We start from the raw sequence: 22781 nt of genomic DNA, 5'->3' as shown, positions 1-22781 counted from the left end.
GCCTGCGGCCGGGGACGCGCCGGGCCGGCCCGCAGTCGCAGCGCGCGCTGTGGCTTCCCATGGCCGGCCTCGCGCTGGCGCTGGTCGCTTTCGGGCTGCATGCGGCCGCCTTGGCCAGCGCGGGATGGTGGCTGGGCTGGTCGCATGCCGCACTGGCCGTCGTGCTGGCCGGCCTGTTCCTGGGGTTGGCCGAGCACGCACGCAGCCTGGCCGAGCGCGGGCGTCTGTTCCGCAATCTGGCGAGCTACCTGCCGGGTGCCGTGGCCGAGCAGGTGGCGCTGGCCGAGCCGTCCGGCGAAATCGTTGCCGAACGGCGCGACCTCACGGTGCTGACGGCTGACCTGCGCAACTTCTCCGCCTACAGCGAAGCGCGCAGCCCGGAGGACGCGGCCCGGGTGCTGCATCGCTTCTACAGCACCGCTGCCGAGGTGGTGGAAGCCCACGGCGGTGTGGTCGAGGAAATGGTGGGCGACGGCCTGGTGGCCCTCTTCAACGGCCCGCAGCCACTTGAAGACCATGCGCGCGCCGGCCTGGCCGCCGCGCGCGAGCTGTGGCTGCGCTGCAGCGAGGAGCTGCCCAATGTGCCACCGCAAGGGCTGGAGCCGCTGGCGCTGGGCGTCGGCGTGGAAAGCGGCACCGCACTGCTGGGCAGCTTCGGCGCGCGCGGCCGGCGCGTGCACACTGTCCTGGGCCAGACCGTCACCATTGCGCTGCGCCTGCAGGAGCTCACCGCCGACCTGTCGTATCCGGTGTTGGTGGGCGAGGAGGCCGCGCGGCGCGTCGGCGTGCCGTTCGAACACAGCGAGCTGGCGCTCAAGCCGCTCGGCGCGTTCTTGCTGCCGGGCTTGCGGCACAGTAGTGGAGTCTTTACACTGCGCAGCTTGCTGTTGCCAGGCTCCCCCGGCGATCGGCGCAACCTGCAATATCTCAAGCAACAAAAGCATTCTGCAGCGTAAGGGCTCCGGCTCGGCTGCGTTACGCGCAGCGTGATCGTCCGTTCCCTCCTTCTGGCTTGTCTCGCCGCCGCGGGTGTTTCGTCCGCGGCGCGGGCGCAATCGGCACCGCCCGTTGCGGCTCATGCCGTGTGTCCCGAGCAGCCGGCATACCCGTTGCCGGAAGGCAAGCCGCAACTGCGCGCCCTGGCCGACCGGCTGGACGGGGCGGCCGCGCAGCCCGCCTGTCTTCGCGACGCCTTCTTCCACGCCTACCGCGGCGCCGTCCTGATGGCGCTCGGCGAGGCGGCCGCGGCTGTCGAACCGCTGGAGCGGGCGCTGTTGATGCGCCCGGACCTGCCGGCCGCCGAACTGGATCTGGCGCTGGCGCTGGCTGCCACCGGCCAGGTGCAGGCCGCTTCCGCTTTGCTGGACGAACTGCGCGCGCGGCCGGACCTGCCGCCGGCCTTGCGCGCCGCACTGGACCGGCAGCCCGCCAATAGGGAAGGGCCATCTGCAACGGCCTGGCTTCACCGCGTGCAGCTGACCAGCCTGGTGGGCTGGGATAGCAACCTGAACAACGCGCCGTCGGTGTCGGAGCTGACGCTCACCTTCCCGCAAGGCAACGTCACCCTGCCGCTTGCGCCCTCGTCGCTGCCGTATCCCGGCGCGGCCGTGCTGAACACCTTGCAGTGGCAAGGACTGCGGGCCACCGGTTCGTCGCTCTGGGTGGCGCAGGCGGAAATCCGGGCGCGGCAGACGCGGGAAGGCGGCACGAACTACCAGCAGGGCGACCTTGCGCTGTCCTGGCTGCAGGCGCCGGCGGCGCCGCGCCAGTGGGTGGTGCGCGGCTCGACGACACGCCTGCGCTTCGGCGGCGCCGACCTGCTGCAGATCGGCCGCGTGCAAGCCCAGTACCAATGGCCGGCGCTGGGAAGCCCGGCTTCCCCGCTTGGCGCCGTGGCGGACCTGCTCGCCGGCTGCCGGCCGACGGCGGGCTATGAGCTGGAAAGCAGGCACTATCCGGGCACGCCGGATCTCGATGGAATGTACCAAGGCTTGACAGCCGGCCTGCTGTGTGCCAGGGGCGAGCAGGCTGCCGCTTCGACCTTCAGCGTGCAATTGCGTACGGGACGCGACAGGCCCGAGAGCGGCGCACGTCCGGGCGGGCGGCAGGATCGCGCCGAATTCCGCGCCGCATGGGACCGGCCTCTTGCCAGCCCCTGGCCGGGTGTGCTGGGACCCGGAAGGCTCGGCGTCCAGTGGGCATCCACGCGCCAGGCGGACGCGAGCGGATACAGTGCGCTGCTCGCGAACAACGCCTCTCGCGCCATCACGCGACACGCCTTCCAGGCCGAGGCGAGCTTCGCACTTGGGGGGGGGCTGGCGCTGCTGGGAAGCGTCGAAGCATCGGCCCAGCGCAGCAACCTGGAAGCGTTTTCCGTGCGCCAACGCGGGGTCTACCTCGGGTTGCGCTGGACTTCGATGTAGAAATACAACGGCCCAGAATACCTCGCATGGCCTGTGACGACAATCACAGGAGCCTCTAAACCGGCTCTCCTATACTACGCGTCGTACCGGGTGCAATAGGGTGCCCGAATACCTCTCAATACTTAGTGGAGAACTGAATGGCACTAACCGCAACAGAGCAGACGAACCTGATGACCTTGGTCGTCAGCATGTTTAACGCCGCTCCCGGCAAGCAATACTTCGACGAAATCAGCGATTTCTTCGAAGCGAACGGCCGCAGCCTGACGATGACGGCGCGAGGCCTCTCGGGCGTCGCCGCGTTCAACACGCTGTACCCCTCCTACCTTACCACCCAGCAATTCACCACCACGTTCCTGGCAACGCTGGGCCTGCAAGGCGTGCAGGAAGCCAACGACTACATCCTCGGCCAAGCGAACGCCGGCGTGAACTGGGGCCAGATCATCCTGCAAGCCGAGCAACTGCTGCTCGGCACGAACAGCGCCACCTACGCCCAAGCGAAGGCCCTGCTGCAGAACCGCATCGAAGTCGCCACTTACTACACGATCACTGAAGGCCAGAGCTCCACCAACTTCCACACCCTGCAGGACGTGCTGGTCGGTGTGACCTCCGACCACGCCACCGTGGTGACCGCCGAGGCGCGCATCAACGAGCAGGCCCACGTTGGCCTGTCCTATGAGCTGAAGGTTGGCATCGACACGCTGCTGGGCACCACGGGCAACGACTTCTTCTACGCCACCAACGCCAGCCTGAACTCTTTCGACTCTGTCAACGGCAATGCCGGCATGGACACGTTCAGCCTGGTGGTTTCCAACGACGCGGGCTCCATCGGCGACTATGTGCTGCCGACCAGCGTCTCGATGACCAGCATCGAAAAGCTGATCGTCGAATGGAATCCGTACGACTACTACGACGGGCTGTATGCCGACGTGTCCAACTGGACCGGCCTGACCACCATGACCGTGGTCAACACCGGTGACTACTACTACAACACCACGGACATCACCACCAAGAGCAACGTCACGAACCTGAGCGTGACCGGCGGCGGCACCGTACAAATCGAAGACATCGGCACCACCGACACCCTGGCCACGGTCAGCCTCGATGGCGTGAACGGCTATGCCGACATCTACACCAACGCCCTGACCACGCTGAATCTGAGCAACTACGACGGCTACGGCGTCTACATCGACGCTGCCGCCGGCACCCGCACGCTGGCGGTGAACCTGAGCAACGTGAGCGACACCTACGTGGAGGACGAAACCGCCACCACGCTGTCGTTCAACGTCACCGGCACCGCCGCGTCCGACCTCGACATCTATGCCGAATCCGCCACCACGATCAATATCGCCGGCAGCAAGGCCCTCGAGATCACCTACCTGGACACGGCGGCGCTGACCTCCATCAACGGCAGCACCGACACCGGCGGCATCACCGTGGACTCGACGCTGGGCAACAAGGTTGCCTTCACCGGCGGCTCCGGCGCCGACAAGGTTGAAATCGGCGCCACCACGGTCGCCATCAACATGGGCGCGGGCAACGACACTGTCATCTTCGACACCGCCGTCCTGGGCACCGGCGGTTTGGTCAACGGTGGTGACGGTACCGATACGCTGGTCATGACGGCCGCCAATGCCGTCACCGCCAGCGCCAGCACCAAGTTCAACGGTGTCGTGAGCAACTTCGAGCACCTGACGCTGACGACGGGTGCTTCTGGCGGCGCGACGAACACCGTCAACCTGACCAACCTGAACGGCGCCAACTATGTGACGACCGTAGGCCAGAACGCCGGCACGACCGGTTCTCCGGAGCACCAGACGGTTGCCCTCACCGGCACCCTGCTCGCTACGCAAACCGCGTCGCTGACGTTCGTCGGCCAGACGGTGAGCTACGTCAACGACGGCACTGATGACAGCGCGGCAACCGTTGCTACAACGCTGGCGGGTCTGCTGCAGACGTCCCTGAACACGGCTTACGGCGCGGGTGCTTATACCGTGACGGCCCCGGGCAGCACGGTCGACATCCAGCAGAATGCACCGTACTCGAACGTCGCTCCGGCCTCGTTCGGCTCCTCGGGTAGCAGCATCGCCGCCAACGTCGTCAGCGTCGATGGTGTTGCGTCGATGTCTTCGACGCTGGCGCTGACCAACATGGCCAACGCCGGTACGGTGGTACTCACTTCCGACAACGCCGGCCTGATCTCCATCGGCATGAAGGATGCGAGCGGCACCGCCGACACGATCAACCTGAAGCTCACCGGCGCTGGAGCCATTGTTGGCGGCACGATCTCCGTTGCAGGTGTGGAGACGGTGAGCATCGTCACGGACGACACCAACACCACGCCTACCGGCATCACCCATTCGCTGACGCTGATGGATGCGAGCGCGACCACGATCACTGTGTCTGGCGACGCCGGCCTGAACCTGGTCGACACGGGCACCGCGATCACCTCGCTCGATGCTTCCGGCATCACCAAGGGCGGCTTCAGCTGGACCACCGGCGCCCTGACGAGCGCGGCCACCATCAAGGGCAGCGCCACCGGCGCCAACAACGTCGACTGGTTCTTGGCCACCAAGGCCGTGACCTACACCGGCGGTACGGGTGTGGATTTCGTCGAGACCAACGGCGCCAACAACACCATCAGCACGGGTGCCGGCGCGGACGTCGTGTACCTGGGCGACGGCGCCAACACGGTGGACCTGGGCGCTGGTAACGACATCATCGATCTGGGCATGGGCCTGAACACGGTGACTGGCGGTGCGGGTGCGGACTACTTCGAGGTCTACGTCAACCTGAACGGCAACACCTACACGACGATCACTGACGCAGGCACCGGCGACCAGCTGTCCATGTACGGCACGGGCAACTCGACGTTCAACACCGCGAAGATCACGCTGGCGGACACCGCCGTGTTCCAGGACTTCCTGGATGCGTCGACCTCCGGGACCAGTGCCAGTGCCGACAATATCGTTCGCTGGTTCCAGTTCGGTGGCAACACCTATGTGGTGGAAGACCGTTCCAACGCGACCACGTTCCAGAACGGTTTCGATATGGTGGTCCGCCTCACCGGCGCGATCGACCTGAGCACCGCCTCCTGGAGCGATGCGAATGGCGCCCTGACGCTGGCCTGATCGGCTGATGCCGCGGGCGCAAGCCCGCGCATCGACACACTTCCGACCGCCCTCGAAAGAGGGCGGTTTTTCTTTTTTGGGACTGGATAGCGATGACCAAGATGATCCCCATCACGCCGGAGCGCTTCAACGCGCTGCGCTGGCGCCGCCCCACGGACATGAAGTACGCCGCGCCGACAGCCGCCGCGGCACTTGTGGCCGCGGAACTACCGCAGGCCATGCACGCGTTCCCGTTGGTGTTCCTGCCGCAGGGCGACGGTTTCATGCCGGCGGCGCTGCTGGGCTTGCGTCCGCAGGAGAACCTGTTTGTGTCGTCCGAAGGGCGCTGGCTGGCCGGCTACGTGCCGGCGGCGCTGCGCGCCCACCCGTTCGCCTTCGTGCAGGCATCGGACGGGCAGCGGGTGCTTTGCATCGACGAGGACAGTGGGCTGATTGCGCAGGGAGCCGAGGGCGAGGCGTTCTTCGCACCGGACGGCCAGCCGGCGAAGGCGCTGATGGACGTGCTGGAAGCCCTGCGCCTCATGGACGGCGGCCGCCCGCTGCTGGAAAAATCCTGCGCGGAGCTGAAGGCCCAGGGCCTGATCCAAACCTGGGACCTGCACTGGCGCAGTGCCGAGGGCGAGCAGAAGGTCAATGGTATTTTCAAGATCGACGAAGCCGCGATGCAGAAGGTGTCCGACGAGGACTTCCTGAAGCTGCGACACAGTGGCGCGCTACCGCTCGCCTATTGCCAGCTGCTCTCCATGCACAAGGCCGAGACGCTGGCACGCCTGGCACAGAGCCGCGTGCCAGCTGCCGCCAAGCCGTCGAGCCAGGACGACCTCGCATTCCTCAGCAAGGAAGGTGTGCTGCGCTTCAATTGACCCGCGGCGGCTTGATGCCGCTGGCTAAAATCGCCGCTTTTGCCGCAGGGCGCGAGGAACATCGATGGACGACTGGTCAGCCGGCTATGTGACCGATATCGGCTACACCTACGGCTACTACCCCGAGCTCAATCCGCTGCGTGTCCAACTGGCGCTCCTGAGCGCCGGGATCGCCGCCCCGGCCGCAGTGGGCGCGGCATGCGAGCTGGGCTTCGGCCAGGGCGTGAGCATCAACATGCACGCGGCGGCTTCGCCCACGCATTGGTGGGGAACCGACTTCAATCCGGCGCAGGTCGGCTTCGCCCAGGAGCTCGCCCGCACCTCGGGTGCCCGGGCCGAGCTGTTCGACGATGCCTTCGCCGATTTCGCGCATCGGCCCGGGCTGCCCGAATTCGACTACATCGGCCTGCACGGCATCTGGAGCTGGATCTCCGACGAGAACCGCAAGGCCATCGTCGACTTCATCGCGCGCAGGCTGAAAGTCGGCGGCGTGGTCTATGTGAGCTACAACACCTTGCCGGGCTGGGCCGGCTTCATGCCCATGCGCCACATGCTGGCGCAGCATGCGGAGCTGATGGGTTCGCGCGCATCCGGCACGGTGCGCCGCGTCGACGCCGCTCTGGATTTCGCCGACCGGCTGCTGGCAACGAACCCGGCCTACGGGCGCGTCCATCCAGCCGCGGGCGAGCGGTTGAAGAAAATGCGCGAGCAGGCGCGCCCGTACCTGGCGCACGAATACTTCAACCGCGACTGGCATCCCATGCATTTCGCCGACGCGGCCGAGATGCTGGGCAAGGCCAAGCTGGGATACGCCTGTTCCGCGCACCTGACGGACCTGGTGGACGCGGTGAACCTGACGCAGGACCAGCGCAACCTGCTGGGCGAGATCGCCGATCCGCTGTTTCGCGAGACGGTTCGCGACTTCATGGTGAACCAGCAGTTCCGGCGCGACTACTGGGTCAAGGGCGCGCGCCGCCTGTCCGCCGCGGAACAGGCGGATGCGCTGCGCAAGCTGCGCGTCGTGCTGGTCACCAGCCGCACGGACGTGCCGCTGAAGTTCACCGGCGCCATGGGCGAGGCCACGATGGCGGAAGGCGTCTACGGTCCCATCCTGGACGCGCTGGGCGGCAACAAGCCGATGTCGCTGGCGGAGCTGGAAGCAGCCGTCGATGGCAAGAAGATCGGTTTCAGCCAGTTGCGCCAGGCGGTGCTGGTGCTTGCCGGCGGCGGCCACGTGCATGCGGCGCAGGACGACCCCGCCATCGCCAAGGCAGCCAAGCAGACCGACAAGCTCAATGCGCATCTGATGCAGCGCGCCCGCTGGAGCGGCGACCTGAACTTCCTGGCCAGCCCGGTGACCGGCGGCGGCATCACCGTCGGGCGCATCACGCAGCTGTTCCTGCTGCAATCGCTGCAGAACAAGAAGGCGCAGCCATCCGACATGGCGCGCGCGGCCTGGGATCTGCTGGCATCGCAGGGGCAGCGCGTGCTGAAGGAAGGCAAGCCGCTGGAGGATCCGCAGCAGAACCTAGCGGAACTCACCGCGCAGGCCAACGCTTTCGTACAAAAGCAGCAGTCGGTGTTGAAGGCGCTTCAGGTGGTCTGAACTGACCGAGTCGCCGGTCAGGCTGCGCATTTGTCCACGGTCGAGTTCAAAATAAGGTCCGTGCCGCCTTGCAGCTGAGCTGTTGGCGGCGCACTCGCATAAAGTAACAACCTGTTTCTCTTCCTGGGCCAAGCCATGCTCGTACCCGTGATTCTTTGTGGTGGTGCCGGCTCGCGGCTGTGGCCCGTCTCCCGGGAGCTGCATCCCAAGCCCTTCATCCGCATGGGCGACGGCCAGAGCCTGCTGCAGAAGGCCTACCTGCGCGGCGCCATGCTGCCCGGCGTGGAAGACGTGCTCACGGTCAGCAACCGCGAACTGTTCTTCAAGGTGCAGGACGAGTACCGCGAAGTGGCCACGCGCAAGCTGCCGGTCTCCTATGTGCTCGAGCCGTTCCAGCGCAACACCGCCGCGGCCGTGGCCGCCGCCGCCCTGCAGGTGGAACGCAGCCATGGCGCACAGGCGCAGCTGCTTGTGCTGGCCGCCGACCACCTGATCCAGGACCAGGAGGCGTTCGCCGCCGCGGTCGCCAGGGCGCGCGCGCTGGCGCGCGAAGGCAGGATCGTCACCTTCGGCATCAAGCCGACGCGCGCTGAAACCGGCTACGGCTACATCGAGGCGGGCGAGGGCAATGACGTCAAGCGTTTCGTGGAAAAGCCCAACCTGGACCTGGCGCTGGACTACGTGGCGAGCGGCCGCTTCTACTGGAACGCCGGCATGTTCTGCTTTAGCGCCGGCACGGTGATCGCACAAATGGAGTTGCATTGCCCGGCCATTCTGGAAGCCACGCGTGCCTGCCTGGAGCGCTCGCGCACGGCGGTGGCGCCGGGGACGACGCAGGTCGAGCTGGACCCGGAGTCCTTTCGCCAGGTGCCGGAGGAATCCATCGACATCGCGCTGATGGAAAAAACCGAGCGCATCGCGGTGGTGCCGTGCCAGATCGGCTGGAGCGACATTGGCTCCTGGGAGGCGGTGGGCGAGCTGTCGCCGGCCGACGAACAAGGCAACCGCGTGCAGGGCCGCGCGCTGCTGCACGACAGCCGCGGCTGCTACATCCAGAGCGGCCAGCGCCTGGTGGGCGCGGTGGGCGTGGAGAACCTGATCGTGATCGACACCTCGGATGCGGTGCTGGTGGTCGACCGCAGCCGCAGCCAGGATGTGCGGCACATCTACGCGCAGCTGAAGGCGCAGGGCCACGCGGCGCACAAGCTGCACCAGGTGGTGCACCGCCCCTGGGGCAGCTACACCATCCTGGGCGAAGGCCCGCAGTTCAAGATCAAGCGCCTGGAGGTCAAGCCGGGCGCGGCGCTCAGCCTGCAGCTGCACCATCACCGCAGCGAGCACTGGGTGGTGGTGAGCGGCGGCGCGCTGGTCACCAACGGCGAGCGCGAGATCACGGTCGGCGCCAACGAGTCGACCTACATTCCCGCCGGCGTGAAGCACCGCATGCACAACCCGGGCGTGGTGCCGCTGGTGGTGATCGAAGTGCAGAGCGGCCCCTACCTGGGCGAAGACGACATCGAGCGCTTCGACGACCAGTACGGCCGGCAGTAGCCGCGCCGGGCGGCGTGCTCAGGCGGTCTGCCGCTCGCGCGCCAGGTCGGCCTCGACCATCATGGAGATCAGGTCTTCCAGCGGGGTGGTGGCGCTCCAGCCCAGGCGCTCGCGTGCCTTGCCGGGGTTGCCCAGCAGCACCTCCACTTCGGCCGGCCGCATCAGCGCCGGGTCGATCTCGACGTGGTCTTCATAGCGCAGGCCCACCGCATTGAACGCAAGGCTGCACATGTCGCGCACCGTGGTGGTCCGGCCGGTGGCCACCACGTAATCGTCGGGCTGGTCCTGCTGCAGCATCAGCCACATGGCCTCGACGAAGTCGCCGGCGAAGCCCCAGTCGCGCTGGGCGTCGATGTTGCCCAGGCGCAGCGACTTCTGCTGCCCGAGCTTGATGCGCGCCGCGGCCAGCGTGACCTTGCGCGTGACGAACTCGGGTCCGCGCAGCGGCGACTCGTGGTTGAACAGGATGCCGCTTGAGGCGTGCAGGCCGAAGCTTTCGCGGTGGTTCACCGTCATCCAGTGCGCATAGAGCTTGGCCGCGCCGTAGGGGCTGCGCGGGTAGAAGGGCGTGGTCTCGCTTTGCACCGGCTCGCGGATCTGGCCGAACATCTCGCTGGTGCTCGCCTGGTAGAAGCGCGCCTTCGGCTGCGCCATGCGGATGGCTTCCAGCAGGTTGACCGCGCCGATGCCGGTCACCATGCCGGTCAGGATCGGCTGCGACCACGAGGTGCCGACGAAGCTTTGCGCGGCCAGGTTGTACACCTCTGCGGGCTGGCTGTGCTCCACCGCGCGGATCACCGACGACAGGTCGGTCACGTCGCCGTCCAGCAGCTGCACGTCGTCCTGGATGCCCAGGTACCGCAGGCGCCACAGCATGTCGGACGCCCTGCGCGGAAGCACGCCGAACACCGCATAGCCTTTTTGCAGCAGCAGCTTGGCAAGGTATGCCCCGTCCTGGCCCGTGATGCCCGTGATCAATGCAGCCCGAGCCGCCATCTTCTACCTGCCTTCTTGTGAATTATTTACAAGGTCGAATCGACTGCCATTCGTAACAAGGAAATTCATCACTCTTTGTATTGAATCGTCTGCGATTTTCCGCCTTTTTGAGCCCATCGCCGCAGATTCAGCGTTCGATGCCGCATCTTTATGCAGCTTCGCTCTCAGGTAATTGTGTAGAAATGTGACACATTTGAAATGTGATTATTAATCCTTCACGCGCATCGCGCCTCTGGTCAGCGAACTGATCGACATCCTGGCCAACGGCGGCAACATCGATGCCTGGTCAGCAATGGCCTCAGCGTCGACCTGTCGGCGGTGGCGAGCACGGTCAACGGCTTCAGCGTGACCAACAGCGGCGTAGCGGCGTCCTTCACCGGCAGCGCGGGCGGCGACACACTGACCGGCGGCGCCGGCAACGACACCCTGAATGGCGGCGCGGGCAACGATTCCCTCTCCGGCAACGGCGGCGCCGATTCGCTGACCGGCGGCGAGGGCAGCGACACCATCAACGGCGGCACGGGCAACGACACCATCGTGCTCACGGAAACCACGTCGGCGGCGGACACATACGTCCTGGGCACGGCGGCCAGCAACGGGCTGGATACGGTCATCGGCTTCACCACCGGCACGGACCACATCCGGCTGTTCGCGGCCGACACGACCAACGGCAACCAGGCGGTGGCGGGCGTGGCGGACTTCGGTGTCACCAGCACGGCACTGACTGCCGGCGCCGCGGCGTATGCCCTACCGGCGCCAACACCGCCACCGACGACATCGTGGAGATCACCACCACGCTGTCGGGCTTCGGCAACCTGGGCGCCGCGCTCGACGGCAGCGAGCTGCTGAAGGCGCTGAGTTCCACCAACACCGCCGCCACGCAGCTCACGTCAACTGGCACCAACGACGACTTCTACGTTGTGGCCTACCAGAGCGGCAACGCCTACCTGTACTTAGCGAGCAACGGCAACAACACGGCCGTCATCGCCAGCGAGATTACCCTGGTTGGCGTGATGCAGGGCGTCGCGGCCGCTTCGCTGTCGGCGGGCGACTTCACGGTCTGATCCACGGCCGGACGACGGTGGGCCGCAGGGCGGCACCGTCCCGAATCCCGCAACCGCGACCCGGTTGCGGGATTTTTTCTTTGATCCGCGGCCTTCGCCCCCCCTCGCCGCGCGTCCGCCTTGACCAGCGAGCGCGCCAGCGCTTAGGCTCATGCGTTGCCACTGCCGCGCCCTCGCCGTCCATGTACGAAGTCACCACCCGCACCCTCCTTCCCTACAGCGCGATCTGCTACGTCACCGTGACCTTCCCGGACGGCGTGTCGATCCGCGGATCGGGCGTGATGGTCGGGCCCAACGACGTGCTGACGGCCATGCACATGGTGTACTGGGCCGACCATGGCGGCTTCGCCACCAGCATCCGCGTGGCCCCGGGGGCCGACACCAATCCGACCGCCACCCCCTACGGAACCGTCGCCAACTGGACCTCCATCAACGCCCGCGTGCCGAACTGGGACGTGGACGGCGACAGCCTGCTGTCGGCCGACGAGGCGCAGTACGACATGGCGCTGATCGGCCTGGGCACGCCGGTGGGCGACAGCTCCGGCTGGCTGCAGGTGATGCCCTCCGCGCTGGACTTCTACGGGCAGGTGGCAGGCTATCCGGCGCTGGGCACGGGCCTGATGGCGCAGGAGGTGTATGCCGACGCGTCCAGCCGCTGGGGCGTGTACGAGGTCGACTACGGCCTCGGTCCCGGCGCCTCGGGCGGGCCGTTGCTGTACACCGCGAACGGCCAGACCTACGTGGCCGGCGTGCTGTCCAGCGGCACGCTGGACCTGAGCTTCTCCACCTATGCCGGACTGTTCGGCCCCGGTACCATGGACTGGCTGGCCTCGGTGATGGCGGCCAACGACGGCTATGCCGGCAGCCCATACAACGATGTCTTGCAGGGCACCGCGCTGGGCGAGCACATGAACGGCCAGATCGGTGCCGACAGCCTGGCCGGGAGCGGCGGCAACGACACGCTGGACGGTGGCCCCGGCGTCGACACGGCGGTGTTCTCGGGACTGCGTGCCGGCTACACGCTGGCGTTGACCGCCGGCGCCGACACGGTGACCGACCGCACGGCCGGGCGCGACGGCACCGACACGCTCACGGGCATCGAGCGGCTGGAGTTCGACAACGTGGCGGTGGCCATCGACGTCGACGGCGCGGCCGGCACCGTGGCGCGCATCCTGGGCGCGGTGTTCGGCAGGGAGTGGGTCGGCGACCCCGATTACATGGGCATCGGGCTTGCGCTGCTGGATGCGGGCATGGGCGAGCAGGCCCTGACGCAGCTGGCCATCGATTTCCGGCTGGGCGCCGGCGCCAGCAGCCAGTCGCTGGTGAACGTGCTCTACACCGACGTGGTGGGCACGGCGCCGGACGCCGGCACGCAGGCCTATTACGTCGAGTTGCTCACCACCGGCCAGTTCACGCCCGCCACGCTGGGGATGCTGGCGGCGCACACCGCGCTGAACGAGGCCAACATCAACCTCGCCGGCCTGGCGACCACGGGCATCGAGTACCTGCCCTACATCTAGCCGGCAAGCAGCTGCACGTCTTCCCAGCGCGGCGCGGCCGCGTCCTTGGGCGAGAGCAGGGGCCCGCTGCCCTCCAGCGCTTGCTGCGGCCATTCCACGCCCACGTGCGGATCGTTCCACAGCAGGGTGCGCTCGTGCTGCGGCGCGTAGTAGTCGGTGGTCTTGTAGAGGAAGTCGGCGCGGTCGGACAGCACCACGAAGCCGTGCGCGAAGCCGGGCGGCACCCACAGCTGGCGATGGTTGTCGGCGCTCAGCTCCACTCCTGCCCAGCGGCCCAGGGTGGCCGAGCCGCGGCGCAGATCCACCGCCACGTCGAACACCCGGCCGCGCACCACGCGCACCAGCTTGCCCTGCGGCTGCTCGATCTGGTAGTGCAGGCCCCGCAGCACGCCGCGCCCCGAGCGCGAATGGTTGTCCTGCACGAAGTCCACGTCCAGGCCGGTGGCCTCGCGAAAGCGCCGCGCGTTGAAGCTCTCCAGGAAGAAGCCGCGCTCGTCGCCGAACACCTTGGGTTCGAGCACCAGCACACCCGGCAGTGCGGTCGGCGTCACGTTCAGCATCAGGCCGTCCCCCGCGCCAGCGCCGCCAGGTAGTCGCCATAGCCGCTCTTGGCCAGCGGCTCGGCCAGGGCGCAGAGCTGCGCCGTGTCGATCCAGCCGTTGCGCCAGGCGATTTCCTCCGGGCACGCCACCTTCAGCCCCTGGCGCTGTTCCAGCGTGTGGATGAACTGGCTGGCCTCCAGCAGGCTCTCGTGCGTGCCGGTGTCCAGCCAGGCGAAGCCGCGGCCCATGGTCTGCACGTTCAGCTGGCCCTGCCGCAGGTAGTGCTGGTTGACGCTGGTGATCTCCAGCTCCCCGCGTGCCGACGGCTTGACCGCGGCGGCGATCTCGCACACCTGCGCGTCGTAGAAATACAGGCCGGTCACCGCGAAGTTGCTCTTGGGCGCGGCCGGTTTTTCCTCGATGGACAGCGCGCGTCCCTGCGCGTCGAAGGCGACCACGCCGTAGCGCTGCGGATCCTTCACGTGGTAGGCGAACACGGTGGCGCCCTGCGGCTGCGCGTCGGCCTGCTGCAGCAGCTTGACCAGGTCGTGGCCGTAGAAGATGTTGTCGCCCAGCACCAGCGCGCTGGGCCGGCCGTCCAGGAAGTCGCGGCCGATCAGGAAGGCCTGGGCCAGGCCTTCGGGCTGCGGCTGCACCGCGTAGTCGATGCGCATGCCCCAGCGCGTGCCGTCGCCCAGCAGCTGTTCGAAGCGCGGCGTGTCCTGCGGCGTGCTGATCACCAGCACTTCGCGGATGCCGGCCAGCATCAGCGTGGCCAGGGGGTAATACACCATCGGCTTGTCGTAGACCGGCAGCAGCTGCTTGGACAGGGCCAGCGTGGCCGGGTGCAACCGGGTGCCGGCGCCGCCCGCCAGCACGATGCCCCGGCGTTGCGTGGGTGGAGGGGTCATGGGGTCGTCTCCGCGGAAAGGGGCAGCGCGCCGAACGCCGCGAGCTCGCGCACGACGCTGTCCACGCCGTCGCGCCAGTCGGGCAGGGCGAGGCCGAAGGTGTCGCACAACTTGCCGGTGGCCAGCCGCGAATTGGCCGGGCGCGTCGCTGCGGTGGGAAAGCGCGAGGAGGGCACGGGCGCGATGCGTTCGGGCCGCGCCTGCAAAGCGGCGCCGGCTTGCAGCGCGCGCGCCACGGCGAAGCTGGCGTAGCCGTGCCAGTGCGTCTCGCCCGCCGCCGCCAGATGGTAGGTGCCGGCCTGCGCCGGCTGCAGCCCGCGCAGCAGCTGCGCCGTGACGTCGGCGATCAGCGCGGCGCGGGTCGGCGCGCCCCACTGGTCGTCCACCACCTCCAGGCGCTCCTGCGTGGCGGCGCGCTTGAGGATGGTCTTCAGGAAGTTCTGGCCCCAGGTGTCGAACACCCAGCTGGTGCGCAGGATGATGTGGCGCGGCGCATGGCGGCGGATCGCCTCTTCGCCGGCTAGCTTGCTGCGCCCGTAGGCGTTCAGCGGGCCGGTGGCATCGTCCTCGGACCAGGGCCGCGTGCCGCCGCCGGCAAAAACGTAGTCGGTGGAGTAGTGCACCACCCACGCGCCCAGTGCCGCCGCTTCGCGGGCCAGCACCTCGCAGGCTTCGGCGTTGACGGCGAAGGCGCGCGCCGTATCGGTCTCGGCGCGGTCCACCGCGGTGTAGGCGGCTGCATTGACGACCACGTCGGGCGCCGTTTCGCGCACGGTGCGCGCGAGGTCGCCGGGCCGTTCCAGGTCGCCGCACAGCACGGTGCCGTGCCGGTCCAGGGCCACCAGCGGACCCAGCACCGCAAGGCTGCGCCTGAGCTGCCACCCGACCTGGCCGCGCGCTCCCAACAGCAGAATCTTCATGCCGTGCGCGTCATGCGGTGGGCGCCAAGCCCTCGTACTGGCGCTCCACCCATTGCCGGTAGCTGCCGCTGGTGACCGATTCGACCCAGTCGCCGTTGTCCAGATACCACTGGACCGTGCGGCGCAGGCCCTGCTCGAAACCGATCGACGGCTTCCAAGACAGCTCGGTGGCCAGCTTGCCGTCGTCGATGGCGTAGCGCCGGTCGTGGCCGGGGCGGTCCTTCACGTGGGTGACCAGGTCCGCGTGCGGCTTGCCGCCGGCGCGCGGGCGCAGTTCGTCGAGGATGGCGCACAGCGCATGCACCACCTGCATGTTGGTGCGCTCGGCGCGGCCGCCCACGTTGTAGGTCTCGCCCACGGCGCCGCGTTCCAGCACCGCCTCCAGCGCCGTGCAGTGGTCTTCCACATAGAGCCAGTCGCGCACCTGGCGGCCGTCGCCGTACACCGGCAGCGGCTGCTCGCGCAGCGCGTTATGGATGACGAGCGGAATGAGTTTTTCCGGAAATTGGCGCGGACCGTAATTGTTGGAGCAATTCGTGATCAGCACCGGCAGCCCGTAGGTGTGGTGCCAGGCCCGCACGAAATGGTCGGAAGCCGCCTTGGAGGCCGAATACGGACTGTTGGGCTCGTAGCGGTGCTGCTCGGTGAAAGCGGGCGCATCGGGCGCCAGCGAGCCGAACACTTCGTCGGTGGACACGTGCACGAAGCGGAAGCCGGCGGCCTCGGCGGCCGGCAGCGATTTCCAGTAATCCAGGCTGGCCTGCAGCAGGCGCAGCGTGCCCATGACATTGGTCTGCGCGAAGGCCAGCGGGTCGGCGATGGAGCGGTCGACGTGGCTTTCGGCAGCGAAATTCACGATGGCGCGCGGCCGGTGCTCGGCCAGCAGGCGGCCCACCAGAACAGCGTCGCCGATGTCGCCGCGGCAAAAGCGGTAGCGTGCGTCGTCCTGCACCGGCGCGAGATTGCCAGGATGGCCCGCGTAGGTCAGCAGGTCCAGGTTCAGCACAGGTTCGGCCCGCGGGCCCAGCCAGCCCAGCACGAAGGCCGAGCCGATGAAGCCGCAGCCTCCTGTCACTACAATCATGGGTTCACCTTCGTTGCGAGCATTTTTGGCTAATTCCATTGTAAATGCCGGCCTTTCCGGCGCCGCCCCAACCGCCAATGGCGACATCACCATTTCGGTGGTGAGCCACGGCCAGGGCGCGATGGTGGAGGCGCTGCTGCGCCAGATCGCCGCGGTGCACGACCCGCGGGTGGTGCACGTGGTGCTCACGCACAACCTGCCCGCCGCATCGGTGCGCCGGCCCGAGGGCGGCTGGCCCTGGCGCCTGACCGAGATCTTCAACGACACGCCGGCCGGCTTCTCCACCAACCACAACAAGGCATTCAGCCGCTGCGACTCGGCGCTGTACTGCGTGCTGAACCCCGACATCGACATCACCGACGCCGGCATCTGGGCGCAGCTCGCGCAGGCGGCCGAGCAGCCGGGCATCGGCATGGCGTATCCGGTGCTGCTGTCGCCCGACGGCTCGCGCCAGTCCAACGAGCGCGAAGCCCTGACGCCGCTGGCGCTGCTGCGCCGGCACGTGCTCAAGCAGCCGCAGCGCGTGGCCGACTGGGTGAGCGCAGCCTGCTGGCTGGTGCGCAGCGACGCCTGGCGCCAGCTGGGCGGCCTGGACGACAGCTTCTTCATGTACTGCGAGGACGCCGACTTCTGCTTCCGGCTGCAGCTGGCCGGCTGGCGCATGGCCCGTGCCGAGGCGCGCGCGGTGCACTACGGCGGCTGGCACAGCCGGCAGTTCGGGCCGCACCTGGCCTGGCACGTGCGCAGCCTGCTGCGCCTGTGGACGCAGCCGCCGCTGCACCGCTACCTGGCCGCGCAGGCCAAGGCGCGGCAATAGCACTCGATGCTGTTGCTGCTCGTCCTCTGCGGCGCAACTGCATTTCTCGTTGCCGCTTTCCTGGTGCGGTATGGCCGGGGACACACCCGGCGCTACGGCGCGGCGCTGCCGCAGCGCTTCCACCGCGGCGACGTGCCGCGCCTGGGCGGCGTGGCCATGCTGGCGGCCTGCACGCTCGGCTGGTTCTGGATCGCGCTGTCGGGCCACCTCCAGTTCACCAACCAGCTGCGCATGGACTGGGTGATGGCCCTCGGCCTCTGGCTGGTCACGGCCATCCCGGTGCTTGGCGGCATCGCGGAAGACGTGACGCAGCGCCTGACGGCCCGCTACCGGCTGCTGCTGACGCTGGGCGGCGGCATCGTGGCCGTCGCGGTGCTGCAGCTGTCGGTGGAGCGACTGGGTGTTCCGGTGCTGGACGGCTGGTGGGCGCACTTGCCCTGGCTGGGCTGGGCGCTGGCGGTGCTGGCGGTCAGCGGCCTGCCGCACGCCTTCAACCTGATCGACGGCTACAACGGGTTGGCCGGCCTGGTGGCGCTGATCTGCTGCTTCGCCATCGCCTACGTGGCGCTGCAGATGGGCGACCGGCAGCTGGCCGGCATCGTGCTGTCGCTGGCCGGCGCCACCGCCGGCTTCCTGGTGTGGAACTACCCGCGCGGGGTGCTGTTCGCCGGTGACGGCGGCGCCTACCTGTGGGGCGTGGTGATCGCCGTGGCCTGCGTGCTGCTGGTGCAGCGCTACCCGCTGGTGTCGCCCTGGTTCCCGGTGCTGCTGCTGATCTACCCGGTGTGGGAGACGCTGTTCTCCATCTACCGCAAGCTGGCGCGTGGCCAGTCGCCGGGCGTGGCCGACGCGCTGCACTTCCATCAGCTGATCTACCGGCGCATCGTGCGCGAGGTGTTCCACGACGACGAGGCGCGGCGCATGCTGATGCGCAACAACCGGACCGCGCCCTACTTGTGGGGCTTTACCGTGCTGACGGTGGTGCCGGCGGCGGTGTTCTGGAACAACACCGCCGTGCTGATGGGGTTCACGGTGCTGTTCGTGGTGAGCTACGTCTGGGCTTACGTGAGCATCGTGCGCTTTCGCGTGCCGCGCTGGCTGGGCCGCTGAGCGTCCGCGGCCCCGCGCGTTGGCGGCACCCGCTTTGCGGCACAATTTGCCGATCCTCCGCTCCCCGCCCGCCATGACCGACGTCTCCCAGATTGCGCCGCGCGACAAGGCCGAAATCCTCGCCCAGGCGCTGCCCTACATCCGCCAGTTCCATGGCAAGACCATGGTCATCAAGTACGGCGGCAACGCCATGACCGACCCCGAGCTGCAGGCCGACTTCGCCGAGGACGTGGTGCTGCTCAAGCTGGTGGGCATCAACCCGGTGGTGGTGCACGGCGGCGGCCCGCAGATCGAGCAGGCGCTCAACCGCCTTGGAAAGAAGGGCGAATTCATCCAGGGCATGCGCGTGACCGACGACGAGACCATGGAAGTGGTCGAGTGGGTGCTGGCGGGGCAGGTGCAGCAGGACATCGTCGGCCTCATCCACCAGGCGGGCGGCAAGGCGGTGGGCCTGACCGGGCGCGACGGCGGCCTGATCCGCGCGCGCAAGCTGAAGCTGGTGGACCAGAAGGACCCGAGCAAGGAACACGACGTGGGCCTGGTCGGCGATATCGTGCAGATCGACCCCTCGGTGGTGCGCGCGCTGCAGGACGACCAGTTCATCCCCGTCATCAGCCCGATCGGCTTCGGCGAGGACAACGAGAGCTACAACATCAACGCCGATGTGGTGGCCAGCAAGCTGGCCACCATCCTGCGGGCCGAGAAGCTGGTGCTGCTGACCAACACGCCCGGCGTGCTGGACAAGAACGGCAAGCTGCTGACCGACCTCACGGCGCGCGAGATCGACGAGCTGTTCGCCGACGGCACCATCTCCGGCGGCATGCTGCCCAAGATCGCCGGCGCGCTGGACGCGGCCAAGAGCGGCGTGAACTCCGTGCACATCATCGACGGCCGCGTGCCGCACGTGATGCTGCTGGAAATCCTCACCGACCAGGCCTACGGAACCATGATCCGCTCGCACTGAGCCCGATATGCGCCTGCTGCTGGTCGAGGACGACGTGATGGTGGCCAGCGGCATCAAGCTGGGGCTGGCCAACGCCGGCTACGCGGTCGACTGGGTGGGCAGCGGCGAGCGCGCCGAAGAAGTGCTGCGCACCGAGGTGTTCGACGCCGCCATCATCGACATCGGCCTGCCGAACATGGACGGCCTGGAGCTCACGCGGCGGCTGCGCCGCCCGGACATGGCGTGCCACGCCATGCCGGTGCTGATCCTCACCGCGCGCGACGCGCTGCACGACCGCGTGCAGGGCCTGGACCTCGGCGCCGACGACTACATGGTCAAGCCGTACGAGCTGCCCGAGCTGCTGGCGCGGCTGCGCGCGCTGCTGCGGCGCTCGCAGGCGGCCACCTCGGCGGTGCTGAGCTTCGGGCCGATCGAGCTGGACACCGCCAACCGCCGCGCCTGCGCCGCGCGCGACGGCGAAGCCGTGCCGATCGAGCTCGGCCCGCGCGAATGGACGGTGATGGAATACCTGCTGATCAACGCGCCCAAGCCGGCCAGCAAGGACAAGCTGCTGCAGGCGCTGACCGGCTGGGACAAGGAGATCACCCCCAACGCGGTGGAGGTCTACATCTCGCGCCTGCGCAGCAAGATCGAACCGCACGGCGTGGCGCTGCGCTCGATCCGCGGCTTCGGTTACCGGCTGGAGCTGCGGCCGGATGCGGACTGAACTGCGTCCGCCCGGCGGCGGCGGCAAGCCTGCCGCGCCGGCGCTGCAGGACCGGGTGTCCGGCATCACTTCGGGGTTGCGGCGGCGGCTGTTCGTCATGCTGATCGCGCCGCTGGTGCTGCTCGCGCTGGGCAACGCCTGGATGGACTACCGCTCGGCCGGCAACGTGGCCGCCCAGCAGGACCAGCGGCTGCTGGCGCTGGTGCCGCTGGTGGCCGACTCGGTGATCGGCGAGAACCCGCGCGAGGCCGACCGGCCGATCCTGATGCTGGCGCCGCCGGTGGCCGAATTCCTGGCCGACCGCGACAAGTCGGCCTACGCCATCGTCGACTCGGACGGCAAGGTGCTGCACGGCGCCGCCTGGCTGGCCGGGCTGGCGCTCACCGGAAGCGAGCCGGAACTGCACAGCGAGGAGCAAGGCGGCGTCACCTGGCGCATCGCGCGGCAGCGCCAGCAGACGGTGATCGGCGACGTGGCGATCGCGGTGGCCGACGGGTCCGACCCGCGCCAGCAATGGGCGCGCTCCATCATCCTGAAGGTGCTGCTGCCCAACCTGGTGCTGGTCGCGGCTGCCGCCTTCGCGGTGCGCTGGGGCGTGCAGCGCGCGCTGCGGCCGCTGCTGGAACTCAAGGAGGCGGTGGAGCGCCGCTCGCCGCGCGACCTGAGCGCCATCGACGCCGGCGCCTCGCCCGAGGAGGTGCGCCCGCTGGTCGATTCGCTCAACCGCCTGTTCGGCCTGGTGAACGCGCAGGCCGAGGGCCAGCGTCGCTTCGTCGCCGATGCGGCGCACCAGCTGCGCACGCCGCTGGCCGGCCTGCAGGCGCAGGTGGAGGCCTGGGCCCAGGCCGCCAGCCTGTCGGCCAACCAGACGCAGCTCACGCTGCCGTCCGAGCAGATCTACAAGCTGCGCAGCGCTACGCGCCGCACCTCGCAGCTGGCCAGCCAGCTGCTGGCGCTGTCGCGCGCCGATGCGCGCGGCCTGCAGGGCCAGCCGGTGCAGCGGGTGGACCTGAAGTCGCTGTGCGAGTCGGCGCTGGAAACCTACCTGGACGCCGCCACCGCCAAGCGCATCGACCTCGGCATGGATGCGCAGCCGGCGCGCGCCATGGGCCACGAGTGGCTGTTGCGCGAGCTGCTGTCCAACCTGGCCGACAACGCCGTCAAGTACACGCCCGAGGGCGGCACCGTCACCTTGCGCTGCGGCCTGCGCCAGGGCCGCGCCTTCCTGGAGGTGGAGGACGACGGCCCCGGAGTGCCCGCTGCGGAGCGGCCGCGCGTGCTGGAGCGCTTCTACCGCGTGCCCGGCACGGTGGGCGAGGGCAACGGCCTGGGCCTGGCCATCGCCGAGCAGATCGCGCACGCGCACCACAGCCAGCTGCAGCTGCAGCCCGGGGCCGGCGGGCGCGGCCTGAAGATCACGCTGGAATTCCTTGGGTAATGCACTTGGGGTAAGTGCGCACTTGGCCTATAGGCAAGGTGGAGTGTGGTTTTCGTGCAAGCCATTGGTGGAAACCCCGGCTCAGCAGTATGCGAGAATCAATTCAACACATCTTCGCCCATGAACGACGCCGACATCAGCACCCCCGACTCGCCCGCCTCCCCGGGAGCCGAGCCGGCGCCGCCAGTGCGCAAGCGCCCCAAGCCGGGCGAACGGCGGGTGCAGATCCTGCAGGCGCTGGCCACCATGCTGGAGCAGCCGGGCTCCGAGCGCATCACCACGGCGGCGCTGGCGGCGCGGCTGGAGGTGAGCGAGGCGGCGCTGTACCGCCACTTCGCCAGCAAGGCGCAGATGTTCGAGGGGTTGATCGAATTCATCGAGCAGACCGTGTTCACCCTGGTCAACCAGATCACCGAACGCGACGCCGAAGGCGGCGCCCAGGCCGGGCGCATCGTCGCCATGCTGCTCCAGTTCGCCGAGAAGAATCCCGGCATGACCCGCGTGATGGTCGGCGACGCGCTGGTCTACGAGAACGAGCGGCTGCAGCAGCGCATGAACCAGTTCTTCGACAAGATCGAGGCGTCGCTGCGCCAGTGCCTGCGCGGCGCGGCCGAGGCCGACCCGGCCAGCACCACGCCCACCCTGGAAGCCCAGGTGCGCGCCTCGATGCTGACCGCCTTCGTGGTCGGCCGCCTGCAGCGCTTCGCCCGCTCGGGCTTCAAGCGCCAGCCTTCCGAGCACCTGGAAGCCAGCCTCGCACGCATGCTGTAGCGCGCGCATGCTGTAGCCTGCGCGGCATGTTGAGGATTTCCCTGGCCGGGCGCGACGTCGTCCTGCTGCCCAGCGGCGCCGCCTGGCTCACCGCAGACCAGACCCTGTTGATCGCCGACGCCCATGTCGGCAAGGCCGTGAGCTTCCGCAAGCTGGGCGTGCCGGTGCCGCAGGGCACCACCAGCGAAACATTGGACAAGCTCACCGTCGACCTCGCCGCAACCGGCGCCCGGCACATCGTTTTTCTCGGCGACTTCCTGCATTCGGCGCGCTCGCATGCCGCAGGCACGCTGGCCGCGCTGGCGCGCTGGCGCGAGCAGCACGCCGGGCTGCGGCTGACCCTGGTGCGCGGCAACCACGACGACCG

General features: G+C 68.4%; 20 protein-coding genes and 1 pseudogene. 16 read left to right on the top strand and 5 right to left on the bottom strand.

Annotation, left to right across the window (positions count from 1 at the left end):
• The 6 genes from H0U68_RS07525 to H0U68_RS07500 form a co-directional block, all read left to right on the top strand.
• Window positions 1-956 (top strand): adenylate/guanylate cyclase domain-containing protein (locus tag H0U68_RS07525; RefSeq protein WP_296354181.1); only part of this gene is annotated, 956 nt, incomplete at its 5' end.
• Window positions 957-1109: 153 nt separating this feature from the next.
• Window positions 1110-2423 (top strand): hypothetical protein, encoded by a 1314-nt coding sequence (locus tag H0U68_RS07520; RefSeq protein ID WP_296354179.1) that lies wholly within the window; start codon window positions 1110-1112, stop codon window positions 2421-2423.
• Between the two features lie 188 nt (window positions 2424-2611).
• Window positions 2612-5551 carry a hypothetical protein gene (locus H0U68_RS07515; protein ID WP_296354177.1) on the top strand — a complete coding sequence of 980 codons (2940 nt, stop codon included), beginning with the start codon at window positions 2612-2614 and terminating at the stop codon, window positions 5549-5551.
• 92 nt (window positions 5552-5643) lie between these two features.
• Window positions 5644-6414, top strand: coding sequence for a SapC family protein (locus H0U68_RS07510; RefSeq protein WP_296354175.1), 771 nt, complete (start codon window positions 5644-5646; stop codon window positions 6412-6414).
• A gap of 64 nt (window positions 6415-6478) precedes the next feature.
• Window positions 6479-8020: a class I SAM-dependent methyltransferase gene (locus H0U68_RS07505; protein WP_296354173.1), complete on the top strand. Its 1542-nt coding sequence runs from the start codon at window positions 6479-6481 to the stop codon at window positions 8018-8020.
• A gap of 135 nt (window positions 8021-8155) precedes the next feature.
• Window positions 8156-9571, top strand: coding sequence for a mannose-1-phosphate guanylyltransferase/mannose-6-phosphate isomerase (locus tag H0U68_RS07500; RefSeq protein ID WP_296354172.1), 1416 nt, complete (start codon window positions 8156-8158; stop codon window positions 9569-9571).
• A gap of 18 nt (window positions 9572-9589) precedes the next feature.
• On the opposite strand, the gene H0U68_RS07495 is transcribed toward H0U68_RS07500, so the two are convergent.
• The gene (locus H0U68_RS07495) at window positions 9590-10567 is read right to left on the bottom strand and encodes a GDP-mannose 4,6-dehydratase (protein ID WP_296354170.1); all 978 of its coding nucleotides are present in this window, start codon (window positions 10565-10567) and stop codon (window positions 9590-9592) included.
• 318 nt (window positions 10568-10885) lie between these two features.
• Here H0U68_RS07495 and H0U68_RS07490 point away from each other — a divergent pair, with 318 nt between their 5' ends.
• The 3 genes from H0U68_RS07490 (at window position 10886) to H0U68_RS07480 (ending at window position 13151) form a co-directional block, all read left to right on the top strand.
• A complete protein-coding gene (locus H0U68_RS07490) occupies window positions 10886-11416 on the top strand; it encodes a hypothetical protein (RefSeq protein ID WP_296354168.1) in 531 nt (176 codons plus the stop codon).
• Window positions 11347-11631: a hypothetical protein gene (locus H0U68_RS07485; protein ID WP_296354166.1), complete on the top strand. Its 285-nt coding sequence runs from the start codon at window positions 11347-11349 to the stop codon at window positions 11629-11631. The genes H0U68_RS07490 and H0U68_RS07485 overlap by 70 nt, the downstream gene beginning before the upstream one ends.
• 182 nt (window positions 11632-11813) lie before the next feature.
• Window positions 11814-13151 carry a hypothetical protein gene (locus H0U68_RS07480; RefSeq protein WP_296354164.1) on the top strand — a complete coding sequence of 446 codons (1338 nt, stop codon included), beginning with the start codon at window positions 11814-11816 and terminating at the stop codon, window positions 13149-13151.
• Here the strand turns inward: H0U68_RS07480 and rfbC are convergent.
• Genes rfbC through rfbB form a run of 4 tightly spaced genes read right to left on the bottom strand, consistent with a single transcriptional unit; the run spans window position 13148 to window position 16608 of the window.
• On the bottom strand, window positions 13148-13714 hold the full coding sequence (gene rfbC, locus H0U68_RS07475; RefSeq protein ID WP_296354185.1) for a dTDP-4-dehydrorhamnose 3,5-epimerase: 567 nt from the start codon (window positions 13712-13714) through the stop codon (window positions 13148-13150). The genes H0U68_RS07480 and rfbC overlap by 4 nt on opposite strands.
• Window positions 13711-14604, bottom strand: a complete 894-nt coding sequence (rfbA, locus tag H0U68_RS07470) for a glucose-1-phosphate thymidylyltransferase RfbA (RefSeq protein ID WP_296354161.1) — start codon at window positions 14602-14604, stop codon at window positions 13711-13713. Before rfbA ends, rfbC begins: the two co-directional genes overlap by 4 nt.
• Window positions 14601-15524: a dTDP-4-dehydrorhamnose reductase gene (gene rfbD / locus H0U68_RS07465; protein WP_296354160.1), complete on the bottom strand. Its 924-nt coding sequence runs from the start codon at window positions 15522-15524 to the stop codon at window positions 14601-14603. The genes rfbA and rfbD overlap by 4 nt, the downstream gene beginning before the upstream one ends.
• 10 nt (window positions 15525-15534) lie before the next feature.
• The gene (rfbB, locus tag H0U68_RS07460; RefSeq protein ID WP_296354158.1) at window positions 15535-16608 is read right to left on the bottom strand and encodes a dTDP-glucose 4,6-dehydratase; all 1074 of its coding nucleotides are present in this window, start codon (window positions 16606-16608) and stop codon (window positions 15535-15537) included.
• Between rfbB and H0U68_RS07455 the strand changes: the two genes are divergently transcribed.
• From H0U68_RS07455 to H0U68_RS07425, 7 genes and pseudogenes are all read left to right on the top strand, one after another.
• Window positions 16577-17425, top strand: a complete 849-nt coding sequence (locus H0U68_RS07455) for a glycosyltransferase family 2 protein (protein WP_365731005.1) — start codon at window positions 16577-16579, stop codon at window positions 17423-17425. The genes rfbB and H0U68_RS07455 overlap by 32 nt on opposite strands.
• Window positions 17426-17431: 6 nt before the next feature.
• Complete coding sequence (locus tag H0U68_RS07450) at window positions 17432-18535, top strand: glycosyltransferase (RefSeq protein WP_296354154.1); 1104 nt, start codon at window positions 17432-17434, stop codon at window positions 18533-18535.
• A 73-nt stretch (window positions 18536-18608) separates the two neighbouring features.
• Window positions 18609-19499: an acetylglutamate kinase gene (gene argB / locus H0U68_RS07445; RefSeq protein ID WP_296354152.1), complete on the top strand. Its 891-nt coding sequence runs from the start codon at window positions 18609-18611 to the stop codon at window positions 19497-19499.
• A 7-nt stretch (window positions 19500-19506) separates the two neighbouring features.
• On the top strand, window positions 19507-20205 hold the full coding sequence (locus H0U68_RS07440; protein WP_296354150.1) for a response regulator transcription factor: 699 nt from the start codon (window positions 19507-19509) through the stop codon (window positions 20203-20205).
• 64 nt (window positions 20206-20269) lie between these two features.
• Window positions 20270-21643, top strand: a complete 1374-nt coding sequence (locus H0U68_RS07435; protein ID WP_296354183.1) for a sensor histidine kinase — start codon at window positions 20270-20272, stop codon at window positions 21641-21643.
• 120 nt (window positions 21644-21763) lie between these two features.
• Window positions 21764-22414: a nucleoid occlusion factor SlmA gene (gene slmA, locus H0U68_RS07430; RefSeq protein ID WP_296354148.1), complete on the top strand. Its 651-nt coding sequence runs from the start codon at window positions 21764-21766 to the stop codon at window positions 22412-22414.
• Between the two features lie 26 nt (window positions 22415-22440).
• Window positions 22441-22781, top strand: a pseudogene (locus tag H0U68_RS07425) (DEAD/DEAH box helicase); the annotation flags it as partial.

It is taken from the genome of Ramlibacter sp. (assembly GCF_013697775.1).
GTDB lineage: Bacteria > Pseudomonadota > Gammaproteobacteria > Burkholderiales > Burkholderiaceae_C > Ramlibacter.
Note: the sequence above shows the minus strand (reverse complement) of the source record. Positions and strands in the feature narration are given on the sequence as shown.

Bases quoted from the DNA above. Each gene is read 5' to 3' on its own strand.
- rfbD (WP_296354160.1), bottom strand. From the start codon at position 15,524: ATGAAGATTCTGCTGTTGGGAGCGCGCGGCCAGGTCGGGTGGCAGCTC.
- rfbB (WP_296354158.1), bottom strand. From the start codon at position 16,608: ATGATTGTAGTGACAGGAGGCTGCGGCTTCATCGGCTCGGCCTTCGTG.
- H0U68_RS07495 (WP_296354170.1), bottom strand. From the start codon at position 10,567: ATGGCGGCTCGGGCTGCATTGATCACGGGCATCACGGGCCAGGACGGG.
- H0U68_RS07505 (WP_296354173.1), top strand. From the start codon at position 6,479: ATGGACGACTGGTCAGCCGGCTATGTGACCGATATCGGCTACACCTAC.
- H0U68_RS07440 (WP_296354150.1), top strand. From the start codon at position 19,507: ATGCGCCTGCTGCTGGTCGAGGACGACGTGATGGTGGCCAGCGGCATC.
- H0U68_RS07480 (WP_296354164.1), top strand. From the start codon at position 11,814: ATGTACGAAGTCACCACCCGCACCCTCCTTCCCTACAGCGCGATCTGC.
- H0U68_RS07450 (WP_296354154.1), top strand. From the start codon at position 17,432: ATGCTGTTGCTGCTCGTCCTCTGCGGCGCAACTGCATTTCTCGTTGCC.
- H0U68_RS07455 (WP_365731005.1), top strand. From the start codon at position 16,577: ATGAAGCCGCAGCCTCCTGTCACTACAATCATGGGTTCACCTTCGTTG.
- H0U68_RS07510 (WP_296354175.1), top strand. From the start codon at position 5,644: ATGACCAAGATGATCCCCATCACGCCGGAGCGCTTCAACGCGCTGCGC.
- H0U68_RS07515 (WP_296354177.1), top strand. From the start codon at position 2,612: ATGTTTAACGCCGCTCCCGGCAAGCAATACTTCGACGAAATCAGCGAT.
- H0U68_RS07500 (WP_296354172.1), top strand. From the start codon at position 8,156: ATGCTCGTACCCGTGATTCTTTGTGGTGGTGCCGGCTCGCGGCTGTGG.
- rfbA (WP_296354161.1), bottom strand. From the start codon at position 14,604: ATGACCCCTCCACCCACGCAACGCCGGGGCATCGTGCTGGCGGGCGGC.
- argB (WP_296354152.1), top strand. From the start codon at position 18,609: ATGACCGACGTCTCCCAGATTGCGCCGCGCGACAAGGCCGAAATCCTC.
- slmA (WP_296354148.1), top strand. From the start codon at position 21,764: ATGAACGACGCCGACATCAGCACCCCCGACTCGCCCGCCTCCCCGGGA.